The sequence below is a fragment of the Kitasatospora sp. NPDC086801 genome, assembly GCF_044745805.1.
Lineage (GTDB): Bacteria > Actinomycetota > Actinomycetes > Streptomycetales > Streptomycetaceae > Kitasatospora.
This window is the reverse complement of sequence record NZ_JBIVAX010000038.1, coordinates 34,514-46,995: the sequence shown is the minus strand read 5'-3', so window position 1 is coordinate 46,995 and position 12,482 is coordinate 34,514. Positions and strand designations below refer to the sequence as shown.

The window sequence follows — 12,482 nt, the reverse complement described above, 5'->3', positions numbered from 1 at the left end:
GTCGCTTCCAGCATGATGTAGGGGTGAACGGGAGCAGCGCAGACAGCACAGGCGGCCACCAGAGCACGCGGACGGACGCGGCGCCGGCCCGTCCGCGAACCGCTGCACCGGCGGGCGGGGGCGCCTCGGGAGGTGCGCCCGCCCCGGCGCCGCGCCGCCGGGGCGGGCGGGTCCGGATGACCGGCAAGCAGCGGCGGGAACAGCTGCTGGAGATCGGCCGGACGGTGTTCGCGGAGCGCGGCTACGACGGCACCTCGGTGGAGGAGATCGCCGAGCGGGCCGGGGTGTCGAAGCCGGTGGTGTACGAGCACTTCGGCGGCAAGGAGGGGCTGTACGCGGTGGTGGTGGACCGCGAGATGCAGTTGCTGCTGGACATGGTGACGGGGGCGCTGACCGGCGGGCACTCGCGGGAACTGCTGGAGCAGGCCGCGTTCGCGCTGATGGACTACATCGACACCTCGACGGACGGCTTCCGGATCCTGGTCCGGGACTCCCCGGTGGCCCAGTCGACCGGCACCTTCGCGTCGCTGATCAGCGACATCGCGACGCAGGTGGAGGACATCCTCGGCCTGGAGTTCAAGTCCCGCGGCTTCGACGCCCGGCTGGCCCCGATGTACTCGCAGATGCTGGTCGGCATGGTGGCGCTGACCGGGCAGTGGTGGCTGGAGGTCCGCAAGCCGGACAAGGCGCAGGTCGCGGCACACCTGGTGAACCTGGCCTGGCACGGGCTGGAGGGCCTGGAGCGGCACCCGAGGCTGGTCGGCGGGCGCAAGGACTGACCTGCGGGGGAAGGAGCGACCGACGGGCGGGCGGAAGGGCCGGTGGCCCTCCCGCCCGGGATCAGTCCCTGGTCCCGACGGCGAAGATCCGCCGGAACGGGAAGACGGTGCCGTGCGGTCCGGCCGGGTAGGCCTCGCGCAGGAGCGCCCCGTACTCGGCGAGGAAGGCCGCCTGGCGGCCGGGGTCGGTCAGTCGGGTGAGGACGGGGCGCAGGGCGGTGCCCTTGACCCAGGCGAGGACCGGGTCCGGGCCGGGGAGCAGGGTGCGGTAGGTGGTCTCCCAGACGTCGGGCGTGCAGCCGGCGGCGGCGAGGGCGTCCAGGTAGCGCTCGGGCGGGTGGACGCCGGCCCTGGTGTCGTCGTCGCCGAGGAGGCCGCGCCAGCGGGGGCTGCGCCGGAGTTCGGCGAGCAGGGTGTGGCTGGGGGCGTCGAAGTTGCCGGGGACCTGGAAGGCGACGGTGCCGCCGGGCCGCAGGGCGCCGGCCCAGCGCGGGACGAGGTCGAGGTGGCCGTCGATCCACTGCAGGGTGGCGTTGGAGACGATCAGGTCGGGTCCGGCCGGGGCCGGGTCGTAGTCGCGGGCGTCGGCGAGCAGGTAGTCGGCGGTGGGTTCGCCGTCGGTGCGGGCGGTGGCGAGCATCGGGGCGGAGTTGTCGACGCCGGTGAGCCGGGCGTGCGGCCAGCGTGCGCGCAGCACGGCGGTGGAGTTGCCGGGGCCGCAGCCGATGTCGAGGATCACGGGATCGCTCGGGTTCGGGAGGGCGGGGACGCGGGCGAGCAGGTCGCGCAGCGGACGGGTGCGTTCGTCCGCGAAGCGCAGGTACTGCGCCGGGTCCCAGACAGGACTGGTCATGGTCCACCTCGCAAGTATCTCGACATCAAGATATCCCAGGTAGCCTTGCTGGCACATTTCTCGACGTCAAGAGACTTCACATCGACACATCCACCGATACACTGATCGTCATGGAGGACGAGGTCGACAGGCTGGTCGCAGCGTGGCGCCGAGAGCGCCCCGACCTCGACGTGGAGCCGCTGGAGGTACTCAGCCGGGTCAGCAGACTCGCCCGGCACCTCGACCGCGCCCGCCGCACCGCCTTCGCCGAGCACGGGCTGGAGCCCTGGGAGTTCGACGTCCTGACCGCCCTGCGCCGGGCCGGCTCCCCCTACCAGCTCTCCCCCGGCCAGTTGCTCACCCAGACCCTGGTCACCTCCGGCACCATGACCAACCGCATCGACCGCCTCACCGGCAAGGGCCTGGTCAAGCGCCTGCCCGACCCGGACGACCGGCGCGGCGTGCTCGTCCGGCTCACCGACGACGGCCGCGACCGCGCCGACCAGGCACTCGCCGGGCTGCTCGCGCACGAACGCGAACTGCTCGCCCAGCTCAGCTCCGGCCAGCAGGGCGAACTCGCCGCACTCCTGCGGCAGTTGGTCGCCCCGTTCGACAACATCCCGGGCTGATCCGGGCGCTGGAGCTCACGTCCGGTCCACCGTGGTCGCGACGGGCGGCGGCGCCGGCAGGGCCGGCTCGGCCGGGCTGACCCCGGCCCGGCGGGCCACCGCGACCGCCGCCAGCGTGGAGTGCACCCCGAGCTTGCCGAGCACGTTCTGCATGTGCGTCCGGACGGTGTGCGGCGACAGGTAGAGCCGCTCCGCGACGGCCTGCCGGCCCAGGCCCGCGACCATGCAGCGCAGGATCTGCTTCTCCCGCGGAGTGAGGGTGTCGACCAGCCGCTCGCTCTCGGTGCGGTCCCGCCGGGCGGTGGTCAGCTCGCGGATCACCCCGGTCAGCAGCGCCGGCGGCAGGTGCGTCTCGTCCCGCAGCACCCCCCGGACCACGGCGAGCAGCCGGGCCAGTGAACTCTCCTTGGCCACCCAGCCGGTGGCACCCGCGTGCAGGGCCCGGGCCGCGCGGTGCGGGTCGTCGGCGACGGCCAGCACCACCGCCCGCAGCCCCGGATGGGCGCGGCGGACCCGGGCGAGCAGGGTGATGCCGTCCGGTGCCGGAGGCGCGGCTCTCAACTGGTCGGCCCGGTACGCGTCGGGGCGGGACGGCTCCGTGCCGCGCACGCCCGGGCGGAGCAGGTCCACCGGGCGGCCACCGGACGCCGCCGGCGACGGGACGGCCGGGTAGCGGGGCGGCGGCACGGCCGGGGCCGGGCGCCGTCGGGCCGCGTCGGCGGCGTCCGGTCCGGGTCGGCCGCGGGCACCCGCCGAACCGGCGCCCTCCGCCCCCAGGTCGGCGTCGATCAGGACCACGTCGAAGGCCCGGCCCTCGACGGCGGCACGCTCCAGCGCCCGCTCGGCGGCGGCCCCGCTGCCGGCCGCCCCCACCTCCACGTCGGGCTCGGCGGCGAGCGCCGCGGCCAGGGCCTCGGCGAAGATCCGGTGGTCATCGACCACCAGGACGCGGATCCGCCCCATCGTCACTACCCCCCTGCTCAGACCGACCCGAGCCCGGGGGCGGGGACCGGCCCCGGCACCCGCGATCTGGGCCCGTCACTCCGCCCGCCCACCGGTGGCCGGCGAGGCCGAAAAGGGCGCCGGCCCCCACCGGTACCGCACTCAGCGTACGGGCCGGGAAACCCCCTCGTGGCGGTTTGGTGAAGTTTTGTCAGGAGGTGCGTGAGTGGCGGGATTTCGCACCATCACCGGTCGAAGCGGGCAACGCCGAGGCGCCGCCCCCGAACCCTCCGGGAGCGGCGCCTGCGGGGTCCTCCGGCCTACTGGCCGTGCTTCTCCAGGGCGAACTTCCAGGCGTCGGCCACGATGTCGTCCAGGTTCGGGCGGCGCGGCGTCCAGCCCAGCGCCTCGTGGGCACGGGCGGCCGAGGCCACCAGCACGGCCGGGTCACCGGCCCGGCGGCCGGCCGCCTGCACCGGAATCTCCCGGCCGGTGACGCGCCGGACCGACTCGATCACCTCGCGCACCGAGAAGCCGCTGCCGTTGCCCAGGTTGCAGATCAGGTGCTCGCCCGGCTTGGCCGCGTCCAGCGCCAGCAGGTGCGCGTCGGCCAGGTCCGCGACGTGGATGTAGTCGCGGATGCAGGTGCCGTCCGGGGTAGGGTAGTCCTCGCCGTACACCGCGATGTGCGGGCGCTGGCCCAGCGCGGCCTGGAACACCAGCGGGATCAGGTGCGACTCGGGGTCGTGGCGCTCCCCGTAGGCGCCGTACGCACCGGCCACGTTGAAGTAGCGCAGCGAGACGGCGGCCAGGCCGTGCGCGACGGCCTCGCTGGTGATCAGGTGGTCCACGGCGAGCTTGGTGGCGCCGTAGGCGTTGGTCGGCGAGGTGCGGGCGGTCTCCGCGATCGGCACCACCTCCGGCTCGCCGTAGACGGCGGCGGTGGACGAGAACACCAGCTTGCGCACGCCCGCCGCACGCATCGCCGCGACCAGCTCCAGCGAACCCGCCACGTTGTTGCGCCAGTACTTCTCCGGGTCCACGACCGACTCGCCGACCTGCGAGGAGGCGGCGAAGTGCAGCACACCGTCGAAGGAACCGTCCAGCACCCGACCGGCCTCCTGGACCCGGCCCTCGACGAACTCGGCACCGACCGGGACGCCCTCACGGAAACCGGTGGAGAGATCGTCCAGGACGGTCACCTGGTGCCCCGCCTCCAGCAGGTGGGCGGCCACCACGCTGCCGACGTAGCCGGCGCCACCCGTGACCAGGTACTTACTCATGATGAGACCTCCAGCGGGCGACGGTCCGCCGGATCAGCGGCGGCCGTCGATGACGTGTGTACGACTGAGGCCATTCTCCCTGCCCGCCGGGGTGCCCAGGACCACCCGACCGGGCCGCCCGGGGGCCGGTTCCACGAAACCCGAGGCCCCTCTCAGCCGCCGGCCATCCGCTCCAGCAGCCCGGTCCGGGCCGCCACCGCGGCCGCCTCCAGCCGGGTCCGCGCACCGAGCTTCATCAGCACCCGCTGGACGTGCGTCCGGGCGGTGCTCGCGGCGATCCGCATCCCGGCGGCGATCGCCGCCGTGTCCTCCCCGTCCGCGATCCGGGCCAGCACCTGCACCTCACGGCGGGTCAGCAGCCGCAGCAGCCGCACCGCCTCGTCGTCCGGCTCGGCGACCGGCCGCAGCAACTGGTCGAAGGCGCCGCGCAGCACGTCCACGGCCACCGCCGCCTCGCCCGCCCGGGCCCGCCCGATCGCCCGCTCGACCACCCCGATCCGCTCGTCGCTCGGCACGTACCCCGCCGCCCCGGCCGCGAACGCCCCTGCCACACCACGCAGTTCACCCACCGGCCCGAGCACGATCACGGCCACCTCGGGGCGCTCCCGGCGGATCCGGCGCAGCCCGTCGAAAGCCGCCGGCTCGCTCGGCGCGGCCACCCCCAGCAGGCACACCTCAGGCCGCCGGCCGACCACCAGATCGGCCGCGACCCCGGCCGGGCAGCCGACCGCGAGCACCCGGTGGCCGCGCAGCTGCAACGCCGTGGCCAGTGCCTCGGCCAACAGCCGGTGATCGTCGACCACCACGAGTCGAACGCCCATGACGCCCTCCCGGTCGGGGTTCGGCTCGCGCCCGCGCCCCTCGGGCGGGCGGCCGATGACGCACCATCACAGCGCATTCCGTACCCGACCCGCTAGGCCGCCGCGCTCCGCCCGGCGACCTGATCGGGGAACAGCAAAAGGCCCTCGCCATGAAGCGAGGGCCTTCGAATGGAGCCCCCATGCGGAATCGAACCGCAGACCTTCTCCTTACCATGGAGACGCTCTACCGACTGAGCTATAGGGGCTTGCCGGGCTTTCACCGGGCCGGTCGAACAAGGAAGACCCTACACGGCGGGCGGCCCGGAAGGGAAATCGGGTCCGCGCCCCCGGCGCATGCCGGACCGACCCCCGGCGGGCGGGTGCCCGCCCCTCGGCGCGGGCCCGGTCGACCCCCGGTGCGCGCCCGGTCGACCCCCGGTGCGGGCCCGGTCGACCCCCGGTGCGCGCCGGTTCGGCCTTCGAGGCGGGCCCGGTCAGACCCCGACGCGGGCCCGGCCAGACCCCGGCGCGGGCCCGGTCAGCCTTCGGTGTGCGCCTGGTCGAACTCCTCACGGGCAGCCAGCATCTGCCCGGTGTGCTGCTCCGTCCACCGGCCGAGCGGCGCCAGCAGCACGGCCAGCTCCCGGCCGAGCGGCAGCAGGTCGTAGACCACCCGCGGCGGCGTCTCCGGGAACACGGTGCGGCGCACCAGGCCGCTGCGCTCCAGGCTGCGCAGCGACTGGGTGAGCATCTTGCGGCTGACCCCGCCGACGCCGCGCTGCAGTTCGGAGAACCGCTGCTGCCCGCAGGCGGCGAGGCTCATCAGGATCAACATCGACCACTTGTCGGCCAGTTCGGCGAACATCGCGCGACTGGGACAGAGCTGGGCGAAGACGTCGAGCTCCTGCTCCCGGTCCTGCCCGCCCTCCTGCTCCGACTCCTGTTCCCGCTCCTGCCCCTGCCGCCCGGTGCCGATCTCCGCCCGGGCCGCTTCCTCCGTCGTCATGCCGTCCAGGGTAGCCCTGCGGTCTCCAATCCACCCCTGGTAACCAATAGAGACTTGGTCTATATTGGAGACCGATCGACGGGCCGGGGTGCGCCGGCACGCCCCACCGCCGCCATCTGCCCTGCCCTACCCCTCTGCCCGCACCCGTTCCCCCTTCCCGTACAGGAGTGCCCCCGCATGACCGCCATCCGCCCGACCGTCGCCCTCGCCTACCACTCCGGCTACGGCCACACCGCCGTCATAGCCGAAGCCGTCGCCCGCGGTGCCGCCGCCGCCGGCGCCGAGGTCGTCCCGATCGCCGTCGACACCATCACCGACGAGCAGTGGGCCCAGCTCGACGCCGCGGACGCGATCGTCTTCGGCTCCCCCACCTACATGGGCACCGCCTCCGGCGCCTTCCACGTCTTCGCCGAGGCCAGCAGCAAGCGCTGGTTCTCCGACGCCTGGCGGGACAAGGTCGCCGCCGGCTTCACCAACTCCGCCTCCAAGAGCGGCGACAAGGCCGGCACCCTCGGCTTCTTCCAGACCCTCGCCGCCCAGCACGCCATGAGCTGGGTCAACCTCGGCCTCAAGCCCGGCTGGAACGCCACCACCGCCACCGAGAACGACCTCAACCGCCTCGGCTTCTTCAACGGCGCCGCCGCCTCCAGCCCGTCCGACGCCGGCCCCGAGGCCGTGCACAAGGCCGACATCGCGACCGCCGAGTACCTCGGCGAGCGGGTCGCCCAGCACACCGCCGTCATCCTGGCCGGCCGCGCCGCCCTCGCCGGCTGACCGCACCGCACGGTCGGCACCTACGCCGCCGGATCCGCCCCCAGAACGGGCGCCCGGCGGCGTCCGCCGTCCACCGCCCCCAACTCCGCGCCGCCGGTCTCCGGCAGCAGCCACAGGCACCCCAGCGCCACCACACCCAACCCCACCAGGTACCAGCCGACCGGCTCCGCCGTCCCGTACACCTCCGTCAGCCGCGTCGCCACCAGCGGCGTCGTCGCACCGCCCACCACACCGCCCAGGTTGTACGTCAACGCGGCGCCCGTGTACCGCACCCGGGTCGGGAACAGCTCCGGCAGGAACGCCGCCACCGGCCCCATCAGGCACCCCAGCACCACCAGCGCACCCGCCAGCGCCACGAACATCAACGGTCGGCGCACCGTCTCCAGCAGCGGGAACAGCACCAGCGACCACCCCGCCGCCAGGCCCGTCGCCCAGCACAGCGTCCGCCGCCGCCCCCACCCGTCACTGCGCGACGCACTCACCCACACCGTCACGCCCATGCCCACCGCACCCACCAGCAGCATCACCAGCACCAGCGAACTCGCCACCCCGAGCCCGGACGTCGCATACGCCAACGCGTACGTCGTGGTCAGGTAGAACAGCGCGTACCCCACGGTGATCGCCCCACAGCCCAACACCACCGTGCGCCAATGCCCGCGCAACACCTCCACCACCGGCGCCCGGTCCCTCGGCTCGTCCGCCCGGAACAGCGGCGTCTCCTCCAACCGCAGCCGCACGAACAGCCCCACGGCCACCAGCCCCGACGACGCCAGGAACGGCACCCGCCAGCCCCACTCCCGGAACGCCTGTCCGTCCAGGCCGAGTTGAACCGCCAGGAACACCCCGTTCGCCAACACGAACCCGCTCGTCGGCCCCAACTGCAGGAACGCCCCGTACCGCCCCCGCCGCCCGGCCGGCGCGTTCTCCGCGATCAGCAGCGCCGCCCCGCCCCACTCCCCGCCCAACCCCACGCCCTGGCACACCCGCAACGCCACCAGCGCCACCGGCGCCCACCACCCCCACGACCCGAACCCCGGCAACACCCCCACCGCCGCCGTCGACAACCCCATCAACAACAGCGACACCACCAGCGTCGCCCTCCGCCCCACCCGATCCCCGAAATGCCCGAACACCACCGCCCCCAGCGGCCGGGCCAAGAACGCCACCGCGTACACCGAGAACGCCGCCAACAGCGCCCCCACCGTGCCCAGTTCGGGAAAGAACACCGACCCGAACACCAGGGCCGCCGCCGTCCCGTACAAAAAGAAGTCGTAGAACTCGATCGCCGTACCGATCAGCGCCGCAGCCGCCGCACGCCGCAACTGCCCCACCCGCCGGGCTTCCTCCGCATCCATACCACCACCCTGGACACCCGCCCACCCCGGCCACCAGCCCCCACCCGAGTGACCCCCGCGCACACCCCCACCCCACGCGCCCCCGGCTCAACACCGGAGGCGCACAGCAGCGCAGACCCCCGCCATCACCGCGCGTACGGGTTCTCCCCCGGCGGCACCGGCGGCTCATACGACGGCGGAGGCGGCGGAGGCGGCGGCGGAGTCACCGAACCCACCTGCGGCGGCACCGCAGGCTGCCCGCCCACCTTCCGCCGCCGCAACACGACGAACACCACACCGGCGACCAGCGCCAACCCGCCCACCACAGCAGCCACAACCAGCAGCGCGCCGCCCGAGCCGGACGGCTTCTCCGTCTTCGACTCCACCGGCGGCGCCCCCACCGCCACGTCACTCGGGCTCGGGGCCGCAGAACTCGGCGCGGGCGACGCAGTAGCCGACGGACTCGCAGACGCGGACGGGCTGGCCGCAGGCGCAGTCTCAGCCGCCGGAACCGGAGACACATCCGCCGGGCCGGGATCACCAGGGTCCGTCAGAGCAATCCGAGGCCGCACTACGCCATAACCGACATCGTTGTTGCGGACGGATCCGTCGGTCGGCTTCCCTGTCGTACTGATGAGAACCCGAAGAATCTGATTCGCAGTCCAATCCTTGTGAACGGCCCAGACTAGTGCCGCCGAGGCCGATACCAGAGCAGCGGCATCAGACGTTCCATGACTCTTGCAATACCCGGTATCAGCCACACAAGCCGCGACGATGTCCATGCCGGGGGCGGCCAGGATTACCTGCGGCCCTTGCTCGGATTCCGCCGTCGCAACGACATCATGATCGACAGCCCCGACACCGACGACATTGGGCAGCCCACCTGGATAAGAGACCGGATTTCCGGACTGCGCCTCATTTCCAACGCTAGCTACTACCAGAGCACCCTTCGCCCTCGCCGCCGCAAGGATGCGATTCAACTTGGCGACATCGTCCGGGGATGTCCTGGCCGCCGCCATGCCCTGCGAGATGTTAATGACCTTTGCCCCCTGGTCGAGGGCGTAGTTCACGGCCTGGCCGATCTGGTCGAGGAAATCGGCCGAGGTAGCTGCCCCGACGGAGCCGTTATTGATTTTTAGCGGAAGAATTTTGGCGCCCGGCGCCAAACCGTAAGCCCCTGTTCCCTCCACGCTGATGCCGGTGCCCGCGATGAGACTGGCCATCTCCGTGCCGTGTCCGTCTCCATAAGACCCCACGCCACCAGAACTGCCGCTAAAGTCCTTGCCGGGAAGAAACTGGCCCGCCAGGTCGGGATGGTCCAGCTTGAATCCGCCGTCGACCACCGCAACCGTGACCCCCTGCCCCTTGGAAACCTTCCACATCTCCGACGCGTGCATGGCATCCAGATGCCATTGCTTCTCGCGGATCGAACCATCGGCAGCCGCCGGCACTGCAACCGGGCCGACCACGGCTCCCGCCGCCAAAAGCGCCGCAGCGAACATTCGCCAACGAGCGCGTGCGTTCGTCCGCCCCATCACAACTCCTCGTCAATCTCTCCGTCGACCGGGGAGCGCGCCCCGAACAGGTCTGCCCGGCCACCGGGAGAGCCCAGTGGCCGGGCAGTCGTTGCCGTCCTACTCAATCACGTCCGGGTTGCTGTGCGGCGTACCGCTGGTCCAAGTCTCCTCGTCCTCATGGAGGTAGTCGGCCCGCTTGCGGCGATCGCGTTCGTTCCGCCCGGAGTGACCCGCCGTTCCAGGGGCCATCATGCCGTTCTGCCCGGATCGGGCTTCGCCCTCAGCAGCTCCCGCAGCAGCAGCCCGGTTGCGCAGGCCCGTACCACCCGGCGTGAACTCCCCGCCGGCAGCTGGTCCCTTGCGTCCGCCGACTGCCCCTCCTCCGGTCGAGGTCAGGCCCCGGCCCCGCGAACTGCCACCCGAACCGCCGACTCCGTGGCCGCCGCCCATCCCCGGGTGCATGCCGCCCATCCCGCCCGCGCTACCGGCCGTTCCCGCCCGGCCCGCCTGGGCCTCGCGGGCGCCGAAGACCGTCCCGCTGGGCAGACCCGGGTTACCGCCGGACTTCCCCGGCACCGAGCCGCCACCGAACGGAACCGTACGAGCAGGGATCGAGCCGCCGCCCTTGCCTGGGATAGAGCCGCCACCCTTGGCCGGGATCGAGCCGCCGCCGGCCCCGGCCGGGAAGCCGGTCACCGGGCCGCCGCCCGGACCGCCCGGATATCCCGGGGTCCCACCGGGACTACCCGGGTACCCGGGAATCCCGCTCGGACCGTCAGGAGGAAAGCTTCCACCACCACTGGGGCCCAGCGGGCCGGTCTGACCCGGCAGGGTCGGCAGGCTGTCGAGGCCGGTGCCAGGGCGGTGAACGGGTTCCGACGGCACAAAGGACGGCGTCGAGGAACCCGGGTCCACCGGTGTCGGCGGCACCTGGCCGCCACTGCGCGGCGGAATCGGGCCGACGTGTCCCGGCTCGCTCGGCACCTGCGAGTCCGACCGGGGGTTGTGAATCGCGACCGAGTCGCCGCTGTAGCTGCCGCCGGATGAACGGTAGCTCCCGCCGCCGCTGCCACTGCTCGTCCGGGGCCTACGAACAGCACCGCCGTAACCGGAACCGCTCGCACCATCACGGGAGATAGCAGAGGAGTCGTTCTGGTTAGTGGCATCCGGCGTACCCGGCAGAGCCACGTCCCCGAGCCCGGCCAGCTTCGTCGTCGCCGCCTCGTACGCCTGCCCCAGCTTCTCCATCTGGTGGATGGCTTCCTGGTGAGCCTTGTAGACCCGCTGGGACGCGGCCAGAGCCTCCGTCTCGGTGACCCAGGAGCAGTTCTGCTTCTTCATCATGGCGTCGACGGTGGCGGTGGTCGGACCGGTCGGGGCGAAGTTGGCGCTCGTGAGCGCCATTTGGTTGGGCACCCCCTGGGTCGAGCGCGTCTTGACGATGGTGACATCGTCGTGTGGCACGTCCGGCACGGCCACCTTGGCGGTGCTGAGTGCCTCACCCGCCTGGTGCATGGCGTCGCCGGCGGTTGTGGAGTAGTCCCCGAGCAACGCGGCCGACTGTTGCAGGTTGCCGGCCCAGGTCTTGAAGCTCTCGGCGGCCGGCCCTTCCCAGGTGACGTTGCCGATGTGCGACTTGAGTGCCGCGCCGAGTTCCTTCAGGACGCGGCCGGCCGACTGTAGCTGGGTGCCGCGACTCAGCACCGTCGTGGGGTCGGTACTCTGGACCATCTTCTTGAGCTGGGCGTGCTCGACGTCCTCGAAGTTCGTTCCGTCTGCCACTACTTACTCCCCGTTTCCCCGTGAGCGTCCTCGCCGACCGCCATCAGAAGCCCTCGCCGCCGTCCCGCTTCGGCGTCGTACCGCCCGCGTTCGTCGCGACGGCCTTCTGCGCCGCCGTCGTGTCGTCCTCGTTGGTCGAGTAGTTGCCCGCCGTCGCCGCGACCGCCGTCTTCATCGCCTCGATCTGCGACACGAAGTCCTTGTGCAGCTTGACGAGCTGGGTGTGCACCTTGCCGTAGGCCGCGGTGAGGGCCGTCGCCTCGGCGAACTCCGCGCTGGCGAAGCTTCCGCCGGTCAGCTTCTGTTCCTGGAGCTTGTACGGGGCCGCCGGGGAGCCTTCCATGGCCTGGAGCAGGGCTTCGATCTTCTTGGCGAACGCGGTGAGCGTGTCGAGCTCGACCTTGACGTCCTTCTTGCCGAAGGCGGACACCAGGTCGGCGGCGCTGACGTTCGTCTGCGCGGTGCTGATGAGGGGGCCGAACCCCATCATGTGGCTGAGCATAAATGGCGTGACGTCACCGGACGGGTCCGGATTGGCCCCCGTGTTCGGTGGAACCTCTCCTGCCACAGCAGTTCACCTCTCCCCCCGTACGGGCGGTGGTTCGGGGTCACCCCGGGGCCGCCGCTCCGCAACATACCGTCAACTTCTCGGTCGTACAGTCCTGGTCGGTGCACCGCCCGCCCTGGGGGCGGTTTCCGCCTCCGTCATCGTAGCCACCGCCCCTGTCGGGCTGGCAGGGACCTTGGCCTGTCTGCGCGGGATCGGTACGAACTTGACACGTGCGGCCCTCAGGGGTGCCGTGC

General features: G+C 72.3%; 12 protein-coding genes and 1 tRNA gene. 3 read left to right on the top strand and 10 right to left on the bottom strand.

Annotation, left to right across the window (positions count from 1 at the left end):
* Positions 1-23 precede the first annotated feature (23 nt).
* Complete coding sequence (locus tag ACIPLC_RS29875; protein ID WP_400476137.1) at positions 24-779, top strand: TetR family transcriptional regulator; 756 nt, start codon at positions 24-26, stop codon at positions 777-779.
* 61 nt (positions 780-840) lie between these two features.
* On the opposite strand, the gene ACIPLC_RS29870 is transcribed toward ACIPLC_RS29875, so the two are convergent.
* Entirely contained in the window at positions 841-1,632 is a 792-nt protein-coding gene (locus tag ACIPLC_RS29870; RefSeq protein ID WP_400476136.1) for a methyltransferase domain-containing protein, read from the bottom strand.
* Positions 1,633-1,742: 110 nt separating this feature from the next.
* Here ACIPLC_RS29870 and ACIPLC_RS29865 point away from each other — a divergent pair, with 110 nt between their 5' ends.
* On the top strand, positions 1,743-2,240 hold the full coding sequence (locus tag ACIPLC_RS29865; protein ID WP_063348053.1) for a MarR family winged helix-turn-helix transcriptional regulator: 498 nt from the start codon (positions 1,743-1,745) through the stop codon (positions 2,238-2,240).
* A 15-nt stretch (positions 2,241-2,255) separates the two neighbouring features.
* Here ACIPLC_RS29865 and ACIPLC_RS29860 read toward each other — a convergent pair whose 3' ends face one another.
* The 5 genes from ACIPLC_RS29860 to ACIPLC_RS29840 form a co-directional block, all read right to left on the bottom strand.
* Entirely contained in the window at positions 2,256-3,203 is a 948-nt protein-coding gene (locus ACIPLC_RS29860; protein WP_400476135.1) for a LuxR C-terminal-related transcriptional regulator, read from the bottom strand.
* 299 nt (positions 3,204-3,502) lie between these two features.
* Positions 3,503-4,465 (bottom strand): UDP-glucose 4-epimerase GalE, encoded by a 963-nt coding sequence (gene galE / locus ACIPLC_RS29855; protein WP_063348055.1) that lies wholly within the window; start codon positions 4,463-4,465, stop codon positions 3,503-3,505.
* Between the two features lie 152 nt (positions 4,466-4,617).
* A complete protein-coding gene (locus ACIPLC_RS29850) occupies positions 4,618-5,286 on the bottom strand; it encodes a LuxR C-terminal-related transcriptional regulator (RefSeq protein ID WP_063348056.1) in 669 nt (222 codons plus the stop codon).
* A 169-nt stretch (positions 5,287-5,455) separates the two neighbouring features.
* Positions 5,456-5,531: transfer RNA gene (locus tag ACIPLC_RS29845), tRNA-Thr, on the bottom strand.
* A 272-nt stretch (positions 5,532-5,803) separates the two neighbouring features.
* Positions 5,804-6,271 carry a winged helix-turn-helix transcriptional regulator gene (locus ACIPLC_RS29840; RefSeq protein ID WP_400476134.1) on the bottom strand — a complete coding sequence of 156 codons (468 nt, stop codon included), beginning with the start codon at positions 6,269-6,271 and terminating at the stop codon, positions 5,804-5,806.
* A gap of 177 nt (positions 6,272-6,448) precedes the next feature.
* Between ACIPLC_RS29840 and ACIPLC_RS29835 the strand changes: the two genes are divergently transcribed.
* Complete coding sequence (locus tag ACIPLC_RS29835; RefSeq protein WP_400476133.1) at positions 6,449-7,045, top strand: flavodoxin family protein; 597 nt, start codon at positions 6,449-6,451, stop codon at positions 7,043-7,045.
* A gap of 20 nt (positions 7,046-7,065) precedes the next feature.
* Here the strand turns inward: ACIPLC_RS29835 and ACIPLC_RS29830 are convergent, their stop codons facing one another.
* The 4 genes from ACIPLC_RS29830 to ACIPLC_RS29815 form a co-directional block, all read right to left on the bottom strand.
* Positions 7,066-8,400: an MFS transporter gene (locus ACIPLC_RS29830; RefSeq protein WP_400476132.1), complete on the bottom strand. Its 1,335-nt coding sequence runs from the start codon at positions 8,398-8,400 to the stop codon at positions 7,066-7,068.
* 125 nt (positions 8,401-8,525) lie between these two features.
* Positions 8,526-9,914 (bottom strand): type VII secretion-associated serine protease mycosin, encoded by a 1,389-nt coding sequence (mycP, locus tag ACIPLC_RS29825; RefSeq protein ID WP_400476131.1) that lies wholly within the window; start codon positions 9,912-9,914, stop codon positions 8,526-8,528.
* 99 nt (positions 9,915-10,013) lie between these two features.
* On the bottom strand, positions 10,014-11,678 hold the full coding sequence (locus ACIPLC_RS29820; protein WP_400476130.1) for a WXG100 family type VII secretion target: 1,665 nt from the start codon (positions 11,676-11,678) through the stop codon (positions 10,014-10,016).
* A 43-nt stretch (positions 11,679-11,721) separates the two neighbouring features.
* Positions 11,722-12,168, bottom strand: coding sequence for a hypothetical protein (locus tag ACIPLC_RS29815; protein ID WP_400476129.1), 447 nt, complete (start codon positions 12,166-12,168; stop codon positions 11,722-11,724).
* Positions 12,169-12,482 lie beyond the last annotated feature (314 nt).

What these genes read in the sequence shown, in the direction of transcription:
- ACIPLC_RS29870 (WP_400476136.1), bottom strand. Translation starts at nt 1,632, where the DNA reads ATGACCAGTCCTGTCTGGGACCCGGCGCAGTACCTGCGCTTCGCGGAC.
- ACIPLC_RS29865 (WP_063348053.1), top strand. Translation starts at nt 1,743, where the DNA reads ATGGAGGACGAGGTCGACAGGCTGGTCGCAGCGTGGCGCCGAGAGCGC.
- ACIPLC_RS29860 (WP_400476135.1), bottom strand. Translation starts at nt 3,203, where the DNA reads ATGGGGCGGATCCGCGTCCTGGTGGTCGATGACCACCGGATCTTCGCC.
- galE (WP_063348055.1), bottom strand. Translation starts at nt 4,465, where the DNA reads ATGAGTAAGTACCTGGTCACGGGTGGCGCCGGCTACGTCGGCAGCGTG.
- ACIPLC_RS29850 (WP_063348056.1), bottom strand. Translation starts at nt 5,286, where the DNA reads ATGGGCGTTCGACTCGTGGTGGTCGACGATCACCGGCTGTTGGCCGAG.
- ACIPLC_RS29840 (WP_400476134.1), bottom strand. Translation starts at nt 6,271, where the DNA reads ATGACGACGGAGGAAGCGGCCCGGGCGGAGATCGGCACCGGGCGGCAG.
- ACIPLC_RS29835 (WP_400476133.1), top strand. Translation starts at nt 6,449, where the DNA reads ATGACCGCCATCCGCCCGACCGTCGCCCTCGCCTACCACTCCGGCTAC.
- ACIPLC_RS29830 (WP_400476132.1), bottom strand. Translation starts at nt 8,400, where the DNA reads ATGGATGCGGAGGAAGCCCGGCGGGTGGGGCAGTTGCGGCGTGCGGCG.
- mycP (WP_400476131.1), bottom strand. Translation starts at nt 9,914, where the DNA reads ATGGGGCGGACGAACGCACGCGCTCGTTGGCGAATGTTCGCTGCGGCG.
- ACIPLC_RS29815 (WP_400476129.1), bottom strand. Translation starts at nt 12,168, where the DNA reads ATGATGGGGTTCGGCCCCCTCATCAGCACCGCGCAGACGAACGTCAGC.